Source organism: Acuticoccus kandeliae, assembly GCF_003073115.1.
The window spans coordinates 1,308,825-1,324,250 of record NZ_QBBV01000001.1; the positions used below are offsets into that span (position 1 = coordinate 1,308,825).

Here is a 15,426-nt window from a genome sequence, read left to right on the forward strand (position 1 = left end):
CGCGCCCCGATGATGTCGGGGCCGGCTCACGCGGCGACACGAAAGAAGGTGGGCCTGGCGCCCACCTTTTTTTGTGCCCGCCATCTGCGTGCCCGCCGCAAGCGTGGGGGGCGGGAAATCGCAATTGTGGCGTTGTCCCCACGTTCCTCTACCGCGAATCGCCGCTTCGGCGGACAATGCGCACGGATCTTGCTACGCCGGACGGCAAGTGGGCGCGAGGGATACGTCCCATGGCTCGGTGCCGGCGTCGGATGAGGCTCTAAAAAGACGAGGTTACTCAATGCGGGTTGTGGTGGTCGGAGCGCTGTATGGCGCCATTGCTGTGGGATTGGGCGCTGTCGGATCGCACGTCCTCGACGGGGCCGTGCCCGTTGAGAGCAACGAGCTGCTGAGGACGGCGGTCTTCTATACGGCGATCCACGCGGCCGTGATGGTCGCGATGGGCGCGCTGAAATCCCATGTTCTGCCGATCCTTCTGGGGGCGGCCTCCTGGGCCTTCGGTCTCGGCGTCTTCCTCTTCTCCGGGTCGCTCTTCGCGATGACCCTCGGCGCGGCGCCGGAGCTCGCCTACGTGACACCGGTGGGCGGGGGCCTCCTCATCATCGGTTGGCTCCTGCTCGCCGTGGCGGCGGCCCGCCGCATCTGACACGCCGCGCGGCGTCCGCGTCGCACGAGGCGAACGCGCAACGAGAGCGCCCGCGGGTTCCGCGTGGCGCTCTTTTCGTGTCCGGGGCGCGGTCGGGATCCTGCCGAGGTGCCCGCGAGAAGTTGTAAAAGTTTCGCGGTTCGCGCGTAGTATTGCCGGCAACAAGTCTTACAACTTTGTTCGGATGAACATCGGTTGCCGAGATCTTCCGCGAAAGTGCTGCAGAAAAGCGCGATAGGCCGCTCTCAGACGCGCTGAGGCGTCAATTTATTGGATTTTTGCATATCTGTGATGCAACGTGTGCATGCGCGCGACACACGGCGTGACTTTGCCGCGTTGCGGCATCGCGTCATCGGACATGGGGCTGGAGATGGTGCCGCAGGGGAGGATTGAACTCCCGACCTCACCCTTCTTACCACCTCGGCTTTCGCCGCCGCGCCGGCTGGCGCGTTCGTGGTCTGGACTATCCCTTCGTCCGCTCCCGAAGGAGGGGGGACGCCGCCCGTCTAGTCTCTACACCGTCCCGCGTGGCGGGCTTGGCTCGGGATTGGCAACGGCCGGAGCCGGAAGCTTTCCCCGAATTTGGGCGGTTTGCACCCCACGGTTTCCCGCGGGGGAGGCAATCTTCGTTACCAAGGGTGCGCTCTACCACTGAGCTACTGCGGCAACGCGAGGGGGCATAGCATCGCTTTTCCCGTCCGTCCACATTCTTTCGGGATGAGTTTGGCGCTGTGGAGAACTTAGCCTGCGCCTTTTGGTAGCTGGGGGTAGCGTTCCCAGGCGAATGGGGGCATATCACTAAGCGCACAAACGTTCGCGTTGTGCGATCCCGTGCCTTATGATCGGATGACGGCCGGTCGCATTTTTGGCCTGGGATGAACGTGTGTGCGGTGCACGCATCGGCTCGGCGCTGCGGAAAAATGCGGACCAATGTCGCATTTGCGTTGCGCAACTACGACGTGGAGTTTAATTGCATATACCAAATAGAACACATTTGGTATGACGGAGCCCTTGTTGGGATGCGGGTGTTCGAGGCGCAAAACGGCTTTGGTTTGTTTCGGCAGCCTGAGTCGGTTAACTCGACATTGTGCGCACCCAATGCCAAAGTAACGCTTGGTTGCTTTAATTGGCTTCGATAGAATCTGCGATGAGTTCGTGTGTGCGAGAGTGAATCCGTCACATCCAATTCCTTCGAACTTTCTGTTCGACGAAAGAGGTTCGAGATGGAGCCAGTGAGGATAATCGAGAATGACCAACACGTCGACTGAGCGGAACACTATGCCGGAGTCGCGACCCGAAAACGTACCGAACCAGCGCTCTGCCAACTCGGTTGACAGTCATGTTGGATCCCGCGTTCGCCTGCGGCGGCTTGAACTTGGACTAAGTCAAGAAAAGCTCGCCGATCAACTCGGAATTACATTTCAACAAGTTCAAAAGTACGAGCGCGGAACGAACCGCATCGGTGCCAGCCGGCTGCACCAGATCGCTCTCGTGCTCCAGGCGCCGATCACCTACTTCTTCGAAGGCGCGTCGGACACCGCGCTGCCGCGCAACAGCGATGCCTCCCCGCTCGCCCAGGCGCTCAGCGATCCGGCGACCGTCCGCCTCGTGCGGGCCTTCGCCAATATCGGTGACCCGCACCTGAAGCAGAAGGCGATCGGCATCATCGAGGCGATCGCCGAGACGGCCGCGAGCACGCGCCCCGACGAGACCGCGTAAATCGGTCTCCCCCTGCTGCGCCCCCGCGCGTCGGTCGCAAGACCGCCGCACCGGGGTGCTGCGCGCATCACAGCGCGCGCACTCGGCACGATTGGCCGAACTTTGTGCCCGAAAGGCGTTGGAAGGGCCCGCGGTTCACTGCTATCTGGCGCGTGAGACACACGAGGCCCGCGGATGAGCACGAGAACCGAAACCGACTCCTTTGGACCGCTCGAGGTCCCCAATGAGCGCTATTGGGGCGCGCAGACGGCCCGGAGCCTGATCAACTTCAAGATCGGCACCGACAAGATGCCGCCGGCGATGATCCGGGCCCTCGGCGTGGTCAAGAAGGCCGCCGCGCTCACCAACAAGGAACTCGGCAATCTCGAGCCGAAGCTCGCCGAGGCGATCTCCGGCGCGGCCGACAAGGTCATCTCCGGCGAGATGGACGACAACTTCCCGCTCGTCATCTACCAGACCGGCTCCGGCACCCAGTCCAACATGAACGCCAACGAGGTCATCTCGAACCTCGCGATCGAGGCGCTCGGCGGCACGATCGGCTCCAAGGACCCGATCCACCCGAACGACCACGTCAACCGCTCCCAGTCTTCCAACGACACCTTCCCGACGGCGATGCACATCGCGGCGGTGGAGGAGGTGACGCACAGCCTGCTGCCGGCGCTGAAGCACCTGCGCGAGGCGATGGACGCGAAGGGCAAGTCCTTCGCCGGCATCATCAAGATCGGCCGCACCCACACCCAGGACGCGACGCCGCTGACGCTGGAGCAGGAATTCTCCGGCTATGTCGCCCAGCTCGACTATGCGATCGAGCAGGTCGAGGGCTCGATCGCCGGGCTCCTCCCGCTCGCGCAGGGCGGCACCGCCGTCGGCACCGGCCTCAACGCCAAGCCGGGCTTTGCCGAGGCGTTCGCCGCGAAGGTCGCCGAGATCACCGGGCTCCCCTTCGTCACCGCGCCGAACAAGTTCGCCGCGCTCGCCGCCCACGACGCGCTCGTCGCCGCGCACGGCACGCTGAACACGGCCGCGACCGCGCTCTTCAAGATCGCGAACGACATTCGCCTGCTCGCCTCCGGGCCGCGCTCGGGCCTTGCCGAGATCTCGCTGCCGGAGAACGAGCCGGGTTCCTCGATCATGCCGGGCAAGGTGAACCCCACCCAGTGCGAGGCGATGACGATGGTCTCCTGCCGCGTGTTCGGCAACCAGACCACCATCACCGTCGCCGGCAGCCAGGGCCACTTCGAGCTCAACGTCTACAAGCCGGTGATGATCGACGCGTTCCTGCAGTCGGTGCGCCTCCTCGCCGACAGCGCGATGAGCTTCGCCGACCATTGCGTCGTCGGCATCGAGGCGAACCGCGAGCGGATCCAGGACCTGATGGAGCGCTCGCTGATGCTCGTGACCGCGCTCGCGCCCGAGATCGGCTACGACAATGCCACCAAGATCGCCAAGCTCGCCCACAAGAACGGGACGACGCTGCGCGAAGAGGCCGTCGGCGGCGGCTTCGTGACCGAGGAGACCTTCGACCGAGTCGTGCGGCCCGAGCTGATGATCGGGCCTAAGTGACGGATGGGTCCTGTCATCAATCTGCGCCGCGTGCGAAAAGAGCGTCAGCGGGACGCCGAAAAGGCGACCGCTGCGCAGAACCGCGCCAAGTTCGGACGCCCCCGCCATGAGAAGGAGCGCGACGACGCCAACGCCTCGAACGCCGATGCCAAACTCGAAGCGCACCGCATCGACCGGCCTGAGTAAACGCTCGGTCGTCCTGCATGGTCATGCGACGAGCGTTGCTCTGGAGCCTGCCTTCTGGGAGGCGCTGCAGCGCTGGGCCGGGGACGAGGGGCTGTCGACGGCGGCGCTGATCGCGTCCATCGACCGGCGGCGCGAGGGCGGCTCGCTCGCCTCCGCGCTGCGCGTCGCGGTGCTGCGCTGGGCGTTCACGGCGACGCCGAAAGAATAGCGCGCCACACCCGTCGCCTCTCGGCGGCAGGGTCGATACCAGCAAGGATGCGGATGATGAGGGGCCCACGGGCCCCTTTTTCGTCAGTTCGCGGGCGCGGGCTCAAGGTCGCGCGGCAGGACGCGGAAGGGCTGCGGCCGCAGCGGGCTCGCGCCAGAGGCGGCGGAGGCCGCCGAGGAGACGCCCTCGCGGCGGCGCAACTCGTCCGAGACGCGCTCTCGCGTGCCGCGCCTCGCCTCGTAGGCGCTCGCGGTATCTGACAGCTCGCCGAGGAGGGATTCGATCTCGTCGCCGGCCGGATCGTCGAGCGCGGCGCCGCGCTGCGGGTCGGCCGGCGCTGCCTCCGTCGGCGTGGATTGGAGGCGGAAGGGCTCCTGCGGCCCGCTCGCGCCCGGCGTCGCGCCCGGCGTCGCGGCCGGGGCCGCGGCATCGGCTGGGGCCGGGGCCTCGGCCGGCGGCGTGCCGGGGAGGGAGGCGTCGCGTGCGTCTGCCTCGGCGGCGAGCTCCTGGTTCTGCTCTTCCACCGCCTGCACCTGCTGCTCCAGGGCGCGCAGGCTGAGCCACGTGGCGAGCGAGGCGACGTCCACGCTGCGCGCCGGGCTCTCCATTGGCCCCGCGATCCGCACCCCGATCCGCGCCGCGTCCGGCGCATCGGAGCGGACGGCGAGCGCGAAGGCGCTGGCGAGGTCCCAGGTGCCGAGATCGAAGGAGGCGTCGGCGAGCGCGACGGCGCTCTCGCGGTCGAGCGCGAAATCCTTCAGGCGCACCGTTCCGCCATTGATGTCGAACGCGCCCGTGAGCGTGCCGAAGGTGAGGTCGGAAGCGTCGAGATGGGCGATCACCTCGGCCGGCGTCACCGCCTCGCCTGCGTCCGCCGGGAGCGGGAAGGGGGCGGGGTTGAGGCCGATGAAGCGCCCGTCCGCGACCGACAGCGTCCCGTCGCCGGAGAGGCCTGCGACGAGGCCCGCGACCGAGTGGCCCGTCGCCGCCGCCTCGGCCGAGAGGTCGAGCCGCCCCGTCGCGACAGGCCGCCCGTCCCGCTGCCACACGAGGTTCGCCAGCGAAACGCCGTCGAGCGCGAGGCGGCCCGCGAGCGAGGCGCTCAGCGCGTCGCGGGTGAGGGAGACGCCGCCGGACGCCGCGCCGCCGCCGATGGTGCCGCTGAGCTCGTCGATCGCGAGACGGTCCGGCGCGAGGGCGAGGTCGAACCGGGCGTCCTGGAGTGTCGTCGCGCCGATCGTCATCCGGTTCGCGGTGATCGCGACCGAGACCGGCACGTCCGGAAGGGTGGCGGGCCCGAACGCCGCGGTCGGCCAGGGCGTGTCGGGGCTGGCGGCGAACGCGTCCGGTCCGAGGATGAGGCCGGCGAGGGCGAGGAGGTTCACAGTGTCGGTCGAGAGGGCCCCGCCGATGCCGTCCGAAGCGGCCGTGAGGCGGCCGGAGACGCGCACCCCGTCGACGCTCGCGCGAATGTCGTCGAGGGCGAGGCCGGCGTCCGCGTCGGTGCCGAGACGGCCCGAGAGGCGCACCGGCCCCACGTCCGGGAGCGCGCGGCCGAGGAGCGTGCCGACGGCCGGAAGGCGCGCGGCGGAGGATTCGAGCCGCCCTTCCCAGCGCAGCGCCCCGTCGAAGCGGGCCGTGCCGTCGAGCCCCACATGCGCGCCGGCGGCGGCGAGCGAGGCGTCGATGTCGATCCCGGAGACCGCCTCGCCGGAGGCGGTGAAGCGGAACTCGCCGGGGGAGGGCTGGTCGAGGTCGGCCGCGGGCAGCCCGACCTGGCGCATCAGCGCGGCGGCATCGGGGTTGCTCGCGGTGATCTCCAGCGAGAGCGGCCGCGTCAGCCACTCGCCCTCGAACGGAACGCCGCTCGCCGCGACGGAAAGCTGCGTGCCGCCGAGCGCGCCCGAGAGGCTGAGGGAGAGGTCCTGCCGCCGCTCGCCCGGCCGGCCGACGAGCGAGAAGCGCACGTCCCCCGGCGCGAGGGCGGGGACGATCGCGGCGAGGCGCCGGGCGGTCTCGCTCGCCGGGAAGACCTCGGCAAGGCCCGCCGCCAGCGCGTTCCCGTCGGAGAGGAGGAGCGTCCCGTCGATCGCACCGACGGGCGCGCCGGTGAGGTCGGAGATGGTGCCGGAGGCGAACACCTCGGCGCCCGCGATGTCGTCGGCGACGAAGGCGTCGATGGTGAGCGTTCCGTCGCGATAATCGGCGTCGATATTGAGGGCTGAGCCCTCGATCGAGCCGAGCCGCAGCCGATCCACCGCGAGGTCGAGGAGGAGGTCGGTGCCGCCCTGGGTGGAGAGATCCGCGAGCGCGAGGATCTGCGCGCCGGAGACGACGTCGGTGAGGTTGAGGAGCGGGGCCGAGAGCGAGACGTCGATGACGGAGGGCGTCGCGGCGTCCGGCGAGGGGTGATATTGGGCGCGCCCGTTCGCGGTGCTGTCTCCGACGCGCACGCTGAGGCGCTGCGCGATCATGCCGCCGCCCGAGACGTCGATGTCGGTCTCGACGAGGATCGGCGCGATGAGGCCGGCCGCCGACGCCTCGCCGGTCCACCACCGCACGAGGCTCGCGGGCTGCGCCGCGCGCATCCGGAGCGACCCCTGATAGGTCCCGTCGCGGACGACGCCGTTGGTGTCGATGAGCGCCTCGCCCGGCAGCAGCGCCTCCGCCCGCTCGATGGTGAGCCCGTTGAGCCCGGTGCGCGCCTCGACCGACACGTCGCGCACGAGCGCGCCCCCCGCGACGATCGCGCCGATATCGAGCTGCGCCGAGACGGGGAGGCCGCCGCCCGAGACGGCGGAGAGGCCGGAAAAGGCCGGGCCGAGATGGGCGAGGAGGCGGGCGACGGCCTCGCGCGGCGGGGCCTGGGGCGCGGTGCCCGCGCTCGCGGCCGGGTCGGCCGGCGTCGCGCCCGCCGATCCGGCGAGGGTTCGGTCGATCCGGTCGAGGTCGATCTGGCGCGATTCCAGCGTGACCCAGAGCGGCTCGTTCTGCGTCAGATTGTATTCGGCGCGGCCGGAGAGTTCGAGCGGGGAGTCGGCGGGGCCGTAGCTGAGCTGGGCGCGCGCGAGCGCCACGCGGGCCGGGTCGAGCATCAGGTCGCCGCCGATCGACCAGGCGAGAGGGCCCGATCCGGTCAGCGTCAGGCGTCCGGCGAGGGAGGGTGCGGCGGGAGCGGGCGAGAGCGTCGCGTCCAGCGCCACGCTCGCGCCGAGCGCGGGGAGGGCGGCGCGCGCCGAGATCGGCATCGCTCCGCTCGCGTCCATCGCGCCGCCGGCGATGCGGAATTCCTGCGCGCCGCCGCCCGCGGTGATCGTGCCGTTCACGGTGAAGGGTCCGCGGAGCGAGCGCGCGTTGCCGGTGAGGCTCACATTCTCCAGCGTGCGCGTGGTGCCGGAGCGCGCGTCGCGCAGGACGAGGCGCGTGTCCGTCACCGCGACCTCTTCGACCTTCGTGTCGCTGGCGTCGAAGAGCGAGCCGAAGCGGCGCTCGCGGGTGATGTCCGGCAGCTCCAGCCCGCCATCATGATTGACGCGGACATAGACGGTCGGCTGGTCGAGCTGGAGCGTGCGGATGCTGAGCTGGCCGCTGAAGAGGGGGGCGAGGTCGACGTCGAACTCGACCCGCGCCGCCTCCATCAGCGGCGCGTCCGCATCGCCGAGGCGCACGTTGGTGAGGCGCAGATGCGGTCGGGGCAGAAGGCGCACGTCCGCCTCGCCCTCGATCGCGACGTCGGTGCCGAGCACGCGCTCCGCGTTCGCCTCGATCGTTGCCCGGTAGAGCGTCCAGTCAACGAAATAGGGACCGACCAGCGCCGCCGTGAGAGCCAGAACGAGGGCAGTCCCAATCGTGATGACGATCCAATTCACGCCGCTTCCCTATACTCGATGCACCATCGCGTGGGGCAGGATCAGCACGTCGCGCGCTCTATGCTCCCCCGTACCCCTTTCGGTTGGCAACCGGCCGGAATGACGCGTCACACTGGATCAGAAGATCTTGCCCGGATTGAGGATGTCGTGCGGATCGAGCGTCGTCTTGATGGCGCGCATCACGTCGACCGTTCCGCCGAGCTCCCGGCGTAGATATTTCATCTTGCCCTGGCCTACCCCGTGCTCGCCGGTGCAGGTGCCGTCCATGCGCACGGCGCGCTCGGCGAGCCGTTCCATGTAGGTCGCCGCCCGCGCCCGCTCGTCCGCATTGTCGTTGTCGACGAGGAGGAGGGTGTGGAAGTTGCCGTCCCCCACATGGCCGACGATCGGCGCGATGAGGTTGAGCTCTTCAAGGTCGGCCCGCGTCTCCTCGACACACTCGGAGAGGCGCGAGATCGGCACGCACACGTCGGTGGAGATGCCGGCGGCGCCGGGGCGCAGGCCGAGCGAGGCCCAGTAGGCGTCGTGGCGTGCCTGCCAGAGCTTGGAGCGGTCCTCGGCGCGGGTCGAGAACTCGAACGGGCCGCCGCCGAACTCCTCCGCGATCGCCGCCACGGCCTCCGACTGCTCCTCGACGCCGGCCTGCGAGCCGTGGAATTCGAGGAAGAGGGTCGGCTGCTCGGGCAGGGTCAGCTTGGAGTAGGCGTTGACGGCGCGGATCTGGAGCTCGTCGAGAAGCTCGATCCGCGCGACCGGGATACCGGACTGGATCGTCATGATGGTGGCGTTGCACGCGGCCTCGACGGTGGGGAAGGGGCAGACCGCGGCCGAGATCGCCTCCGGGATGCCGGAGAGCTTCAGCGTGATCTTGGTGATGAGGCCGAGCGTGCCCTCCGAGCCGATGAGGAGGCGCGTGATGTCGTAGCCGGCGGAGGATTTCTTCGCCCGGCTCGCGGTGCGGATCAGCTCACCGCTCGCGAGCACCGCCTCCAGCGAGATCACATTGTCGCGCATCGTGCCGTAGCGCACCGCGTTGGTGCCGGAGGCGCGGGTCGCCGCCATGCCGCCGATGGTCGCGTCCGCGCCCGGATCGATGGGGAAAAAGAGGCCGCGATCGCGCAGATATTCGTTGAGCTGCTTGCGCGTGACGCCGGGCTCGACGACGCAGGCGAGATCCTCCTCGAACACGTCGAGGATCCGGTTCATGCGCGAGAAGTCGATCGAGATGCCCCCCGCCGGCGCGTTCACATGGCCTTCCAGCGAGGTGCCGACCCCAAACGGGATGATCGGCACGCCATGCGTGCGGCAGATGTCGACGATGTCGACCACCTCCTCGGCCTTCTCGACGAAGACGACCGCGTCCGGCGCTTCGACCGGCAGCCAGGTGGTGGTGTGGCCATGCTGCCGGCGCATGGCGAGGCCCGTGTCGCAACGGTCGCCGAAACGCTGCTTGAGGATGGGCACTGCCAGCGCGATACCGTTGTCGTTGCGCGTGGGTTGTCTCAATGGCAGCGCCATTTTCCCGGTTCCATCGTTGTGAGGCTTTTGCAACACCCTAGCAAAATGCGCCATGATCACAACAGGATCGCAGGAAAGGGAGCCATGCTGAACACTTCCGGAGCCACCGCTCCGCTCGTCTGGTCCGAGCCGTATTCCATCGAGCTCGGCTGGTTGGACGCCAATGGCCATCTGAACATGGCCTACTATCATGTGATGTTCGATCGCACCGTGGACATCGCGCTCGAGATGATCGGGCTCGGCGATTCGTACCGCGACGCGCACAATGCGAGCGTCTTCAACGTCGAAACTCATGTGGTCTATCGCCGCGAGGTGCAGGCCCACGACCTCGTGCGGGTGAGCTTCCAGCTCCTCGGCCGGGACCAGAAGCGCCTCCACTGCTTCCAGACGATGATCGTGGACGGGGACGACGAGCTCGCCGCGACATCGGAGAGCCTGTTCGTCCACGTCGATCTCGACGAGCGCCGCTCGGCGGCGATCCCGGAAGCGGCGGCCGCGGCCGCCGATGCGATGATCGAGGCGCACAGGGCCGCGGGGGATCCCCCGATGGCGGGCCGGCGCATCTCTTCGCTCTCCTGATGGGCGAGGGCGGGGACGAGGCGTCGCAGGCCGGCAGCACGTCGCCATCGGGCGGCGCGGCCGGCGAGGCAGGCGCGCAGGAGAGCGGCCAGCCAAGCGACGCCGCGGGCGACGCGCCCGGAGAGGAGCGACGCCGCCTCGCCGCGGTCCTCGCCAAGATGGGGGACGGCCGCTCCTGGGTCCGCGACACCTATTCGCGGACGATGGAGAACATCCTCGCCTTCATCGCCAACCGCACCCCCGCCATGTGGCTGCTCGCGCTGATGATCGGCGCGGCGGTCGGGGCGGCGGCGGTCGTCTTCCGCCTCGGCATCGGGGCTGTCCAGTGGCTCTGGCTCGGCGAGATGAGCGAATACACGCTCGACGCCATCTCCGCGCAGCCCTGGTGGGTCATCGTCGCGGCGACGACGGTCGGCGGCGCGATCGTCGGCCTCTTCAACGCCTTGATCCTCGATGGGCGCCGCCCCGGCGCCGTCGCGGACGTGATCGAAGCCTCGGCGCGGGGCGGGCGCGGCGTCTCGGCGGTGAACGGCCTCTGGTCGGCCTGTGCGACCGTCATCTCGCTCGGCGCGGGCGCGTCGGCCGGCCGCGAAGGGCCGGTCGTCCATCTCGGCGCGACGCTCGCGGCCGGCCTCACGCGGATCGCGCAGCTCCCGCCCCAGTCGGGCCGGGTGATCCTCGCGTGCGGCGCGGCGAGCGCGATCTCCGCCTCGTTCAACGCGCCGATCGCGGGCGTCCTCTTCGCCCACGAGGTGATCCTGCGCCACTACGCCGTCAGCGCGTTCGTGCCGATCGTGATCGCCTCGGTGTCGGGGACGCTCGTCGCGCGGCTCCTCTTCATCGGCAACGTCGCTGCCTTCCAGATTCCGACCTACGCGATCGGCTCCTATTGGGAGATGCCGGCCTTCGCCCTTCTCGGCGTCGTCGCGGCGGGCGTCGCGGTCACCTTCCAGTTCGCCCTCATCGTGTTCGACCAGACGGCCCGCGCGATCATCATGCCGGCCTGGGCGCGGCCGATCATCGGCGGCCTCGTGGTGGGCGTGATCGGCGCCTTCGCGCCCGAGATCCTCGGCGTCGGCTACGAGGCGACCGACACCGCGCTCCATGGCGGCTTCCTGCTGTGGACGATGATGCTGCTCGTGGTGCTGAAGATCCTCGCGACGGCGGTCACGCTCGCCTCGCGCTTCGGCGGCGGGATCTTCTCACCCTCGCTCTATCTCGGTGCGATGACCGGCGGCTCGTTCGGCATCATCGCCGCGATGGCCTTCCCGGACCTGGCCTCCGACCACGGGCTCTACGCGATCCTCGGCATGGGCGCGGTCGCCTCGGCGCTCCTCGGCGCGCCGATCTCGACGACGGTCATCGTGTTCGAGCTGACGGGCGGCTACGCGCTGTCGATCGCGCTCCTCCTCACCGTCTCGATCGCGACCGGGCTGCACCTCGCCGTCCACGGCCGCTCCTTCTTCCACTATCAGCTCGAGACGCGCGGCGTCGTGCTCGCGAGCGGGCCGCACCGCTATTTCCTGAAGACGATCACCGTCGCGACCTTCATGACGCCCGCCGAGGAGCCGGAGACGCTGACGGAGGAGACCGACCGGCCGAAGATCCGCTCCAACGACACGCTGGAGACGGCGCTGCGCCACTTCAACGAGTCGGGCGCCGACTTGCTCTTGGTGGTGGACCCGCGCGACCGCGCGCTGGTGGTGGGCACGGTCAGCCACGTCCAGGCGCTGCGCGCCTACAACCGCCAGCTCGTCGAGACCAGCGAGGAGGAGCACCGCTGATCCGGGCGGCGCCGCGCCTCAGATCTCGGGCGCGATCGGCCGCGTGCGCGCTTCGAGCCAGGCCCGCTCCTTGGCGTTGAGGTCGCCGGAGAGGGCGCCCCGCACCCGCGCGTGATAGCAGTCGAGCCAGCCCGCCTCCTCCGGCGAGAGGATGTGCGGGGCGATGAGGCGCGTGTCGATCGGGGCGAGCGTCAGCGTCTCGAAGCGGTGCATCGGGATCTCGCCGCCCGGCGGGACGGACGGCTCGCGCACGAGGACGAGATTCTCGATCCGGATGCCGTAGGCGCCGGTGCGGTAGTAACCGGGCTCGTTCGAGATCACCATGCCCGCCGCGAGCGGCACGCGGCTGCGCTTGGAGATGCCCTGCGGCCCCTCGTGGACCGACAGATAGGCGCCAATGCCGTGCCCGGTGCCGTGCTTGAAGTCGAGCCCGGCGCGCCAGAGGGCGATGCGGGCGAGGGGGTCGAGCTCGGAGCCCATGGTCCCCTCGGGGAAGCGGGCGAGCGAGATCGCGATCATGCCCTTCAGGACGCGGGTGAACTGGATGCGGAAATCGTCCGTCGGGGTGCCGGCGCAGATGGTGCGCGTGACGTCCGTCGTCCCGTCCGGATATTGGGCGCCGGAATCGATGAGGATCGGCTCGTCCGCCGCGATCGTGCGGTTCGAGGCGGTGTCGACCCGGTAGTGGACGATCGCCCCGTTGGGGCCCGAGCCGGAGATGGTGTCGAACGAGATGTCCACGGCCCCGACCTCCCGGCGGAAGCCTTCGAGCGCCTCGACGAGGTCGATCTCGGTGCGGCCGGCCGCGTTCTCGTCCGCCCAGGCGAGGAAGCGGGTGAGGGCGAGCCCGTCGCGCCAGTGGGCGGCGCGCATCCCGGCGATCTCGGCCTCGTTCTTGATGGCCTTCGGGCGCAGCGTCGGATCGGTCGCGCTTTTCAGCTTGCCGTCCGTCTCGATCGCCGTCAGCGCCGCATCGGAGGTGCGCGCCGGGTCCGCCTCGACGGTGAGTCCCTTCGACAGCGCGGCGAGGGTCGCGAGATAGGAATCGGGCGCGACGAGCGTCGCGATCGGGGCGACGGCCTCGGCGACCGCGTCCGGCACCTTCTCGGGATCGACGAAGACGGTGATCTTCCCCTCCCGCGGGATGAAGGCGCGGGAGAGGACGAGGGGCGTGTGGGCGACGTCGGCCCCGCGCCAGTTGAGGAGCCAGCTCACCGCGTCGCTCGCCGCGACGAGGACGGCGTCGCCCTTCATCGCGTCGCGGATGGTGGCGATCTTCTCCTCCGGCGTCCTGCCGGCGAGCGGCAGCGGATGGGCCGTCACCGCGCCGCGCGGGGGGAGGGGGCGGTCGGTCCAGATCTCGTCCACCGGGTTGCGCTCGAGGCGCACGAGGGTGAGGTCCTTCGCGCGCGCGGCGAGCCCCTCAAGGTCGGACCGGCTGTGGAGCTTCGGGTCGACGCCGAGGCGGATTCCCGCGAGATGCTCTTTCATCCAGGCGCGCACGTCGTCCGGCTCGCTGAGCCGGGCGTAGACGTCGCCCGGAACCTGCGTCTCGGCCTGGAGGGTGTAGCGCCCGTCCGTCAGGAACAGCGCCTTGTCCTTCAGGATGATCGCCCGGCCCGCCGAGCCGGTGAACCCGCAGATATAGGCGAGCCGCTCATCCGAGGCCGGGAGATACTCGGATTGATATTCATCCTCATGGGGGACGACGAACCCGTCCACGCCGAGCGCATCGAACAGATGGCGCAGGCGCGCCACTCGCTCACGCAATTCGTCGGCGGCGACGGAGGGGGAGGCGAAGGTCTGAAATGGCATGGCTGACATTTGCCTGAAGGTGGACGCTCGGCAAGCCAAAGATCACCGCGAGCCCCCGCGCAAGCCATTCGGGCAGGCAAACCGAGCTTGTCATTTGATGGGCATCAGATGCCCACTTTTGTTGCGTTGCAATATGCGGAGGCAGCCATGCAGTGAGGTGCGTTGTGGGAGCGGTCCCAATCGTTAGGTATGGCTCATCCCCGCTGCGGACCGAACCTGACCCAAGGGTTGCTGCGGCGCACAAATCTGGAGTTACGCTGCAATGTCGACTGTTACCGCTCGCGACTACGTCCTCACCGGCTCCGACAAGGAGCGTGGTTTCTTCAGCCGTCTCGGCGCTGGCATCGTTGCCTCGCGCAAGCGTCAGGCTGACCGCGCCGTCGCCGCTTATCTTCTCAGCCTCGACGACGAGACCCTCGCCCGTCTCGGTTATGACCGCGCCGAAGTCGAGCGCCGTCAGCCGGCCGGCTATCCCTTCTACTAAGTCCCTGTTCTGACGGGGATAATACCGGGTTCGATCAGCCGCCCTGCGGGGCGGCTGATGACCGGGACCCCGCGGAAAGCCTAGTCTTCCGTGACGAACGGAGTGCGCAAGCTCTCCGCCTGCAGGCCCCGCATCGCTGTGACGGGGCTCGCCCGACGCTCCAGGATGAGCGTCACCCAATCCTCGATCAGCACCCGCCCGACGAGGCGGAAACCGCGATTGAGATAGGCCGCACGCACGCGACGCGCGTCCGTGGTGCGCAACCCCGACAGGATCAGATTGCGACGCGCCGAGGCCGCGAGCCGCGGCGCCATCGCGATCAACGGACGGGCGAGAATGTTCGCCACGACCGTGTCCGCTTCGGCGAACGGTCCCGCCGCCACGACGACGCGAATCGGCAGACGGCAGCGGTTCGCCTCGACATTCCTCTGCGCGACGCGCACCGCGATGGGGTCGATATCGCCGGCCTTGACCGCGCTGGCGCCCAGGCGATCCGCGGCGATCGCGAGAACGCCGGACCCCGTCCCCACATCCATCATCGATCCGAGCGGGCCGCGATTGGCGACCCGTTCGAGCGCGATCAGGCAGCCCTTGGTCGAGGCGTGGTGCGCCGTTCCGAAGGCGCGGCCGGCGTCGATCTCGATGCGCCAGCGCGAGGGCGGCAGCTTCGCGCTGTCATGCGAGCCGTAGATGACGAATCGCCCGGCATCGACCGGGTGCAGCTGGCGCTGGCTCTCGGCCACCCAGTCGCGCTCGGCGAGCGAATCGAACTCGAAGGGGGGCAGATCCGGCAAAAGCGACCTTGCCGCCTCGAGAAAGCGGGTTTGCGCGGATTCGTCAGCCTCCTGAAACAGCACATCAATTAACCAGGGGCCGTCTTGCTCGGAGCGGTAGACGGAGACGATCGGCTCCCCTTCGTCGACGAGCGCGTCGAGCGTCGTGAGCGCCGCGAGCGCGGGCTTCTGGAAGGCGTCTCCGACGCCGAGGGTGCAGAAGGCTCGGGTGACCATGGGTGCGTGCTGGACCTGGGAGTGGGGGGTGTCGGCGCGCCTGCG

The 15,426-nt window shown here is 69.2% G+C and carries 12 protein-coding genes; 8 read left to right on the plus strand and 4 right to left on the minus strand.

Annotated features, from left to right (window positions below; all coding sequences use genetic code 11):
- Nucleotides 1–280: 280 nt before the first annotated feature.
- The 5 genes from DBV35_RS06025 (at nucleotide 281) to DBV35_RS06045 (ending at nucleotide 4,322) form a co-directional block, all read left to right on the plus strand.
- Complete coding sequence (locus DBV35_RS06025) at nucleotides 281–646, plus strand: DUF423 domain-containing protein (RefSeq protein ID WP_108659293.1); 366 nt, start codon at nucleotides 281–283, stop codon at nucleotides 644–646.
- Between the two features lie 1,248 nt (nucleotides 647–1,894).
- Nucleotides 1,895–2,365 carry a helix-turn-helix domain-containing protein gene (locus DBV35_RS06030; protein ID WP_245943853.1) on the plus strand — a complete coding sequence of 157 codons (471 nt, stop codon included), beginning with the start codon at nucleotides 1,895–1,897 and terminating at the stop codon, nucleotides 2,363–2,365.
- A 174-nt stretch (nucleotides 2,366–2,539) separates the two neighbouring features.
- Entirely contained in the window at nucleotides 2,540–3,928 is a 1,389-nt protein-coding gene (gene fumC / locus DBV35_RS06035; protein WP_108659294.1) for a class II fumarate hydratase, read from the plus strand.
- A gap of 3 nt (nucleotides 3,929–3,931) precedes the next feature.
- Nucleotides 3,932–4,114 carry a DUF4169 family protein gene (locus DBV35_RS06040; RefSeq protein WP_108659295.1) on the plus strand — a complete coding sequence of 61 codons (183 nt, stop codon included), beginning with the start codon at nucleotides 3,932–3,934 and terminating at the stop codon, nucleotides 4,112–4,114.
- On the plus strand, nucleotides 4,074–4,322 hold the full coding sequence (locus DBV35_RS06045; protein WP_108659296.1) for a ribbon-helix-helix domain-containing protein: 249 nt from the start codon (nucleotides 4,074–4,076) through the stop codon (nucleotides 4,320–4,322). The genes DBV35_RS06040 and DBV35_RS06045 overlap by 41 nt, the downstream gene beginning before the upstream one ends.
- Nucleotides 4,323–4,405: 83 nt before the next feature.
- Here DBV35_RS06045 and DBV35_RS06050 read toward each other — a convergent pair whose 3' ends face one another.
- Together DBV35_RS06050 and DBV35_RS30130 are read right to left on the minus strand one after the other, a co-directional pair.
- Complete coding sequence (locus DBV35_RS06050; RefSeq protein WP_108659297.1) at nucleotides 4,406–8,191, minus strand: AsmA family protein; 3,786 nt, start codon at nucleotides 8,189–8,191, stop codon at nucleotides 4,406–4,408.
- 117 nt (nucleotides 8,192–8,308) lie between these two features.
- A complete protein-coding gene (locus DBV35_RS30130; protein WP_205648483.1) occupies nucleotides 8,309–9,709 on the minus strand; it encodes an FAD-binding oxidoreductase in 1,401 nt (466 codons plus the stop codon).
- Between the two features lie 84 nt (nucleotides 9,710–9,793).
- On the opposite strand from DBV35_RS30130, the gene DBV35_RS30135 reads away from it, so the two are divergent.
- The gene (locus tag DBV35_RS30135; protein WP_157961598.1) at nucleotides 9,794–10,288 is read left to right on the plus strand and encodes a thioesterase family protein; all 495 of its coding nucleotides are present in this window, start codon (nucleotides 9,794–9,796) and stop codon (nucleotides 10,286–10,288) included.
- Nucleotides 10,288–12,072 carry a chloride channel protein gene (locus DBV35_RS06060; RefSeq protein WP_245943854.1) on the plus strand — a complete coding sequence of 595 codons (1,785 nt, stop codon included), beginning with the start codon at nucleotides 10,288–10,290 and terminating at the stop codon, nucleotides 12,070–12,072. The genes DBV35_RS30135 and DBV35_RS06060 overlap by 1 nt, the downstream gene beginning before the upstream one ends.
- Before the next feature lie 18 nt (nucleotides 12,073–12,090).
- Here DBV35_RS06060 and DBV35_RS06065 read toward each other — a convergent pair whose 3' ends face one another.
- Nucleotides 12,091–13,896, minus strand: coding sequence for an aminopeptidase P family protein (locus DBV35_RS06065; RefSeq protein WP_108659298.1), 1,806 nt, complete (start codon nucleotides 13,894–13,896; stop codon nucleotides 12,091–12,093).
- Nucleotides 13,897–14,149: 253 nt separating this feature from the next.
- Between DBV35_RS06065 and DBV35_RS06070 the strand changes: the two genes are divergently transcribed.
- Entirely contained in the window at nucleotides 14,150–14,371 is a 222-nt protein-coding gene (locus DBV35_RS06070) for a hypothetical protein (RefSeq protein WP_108659299.1), read from the plus strand.
- A gap of 80 nt (nucleotides 14,372–14,451) precedes the next feature.
- Here DBV35_RS06070 and DBV35_RS06075 read toward each other — a convergent pair whose 3' ends face one another.
- Nucleotides 14,452–15,381 (minus strand): 50S ribosomal protein L11 methyltransferase, encoded by a 930-nt coding sequence (locus tag DBV35_RS06075; protein ID WP_108659300.1) that lies wholly within the window; start codon nucleotides 15,379–15,381, stop codon nucleotides 14,452–14,454.
- Nucleotides 15,382–15,426 lie beyond the last annotated feature (45 nt).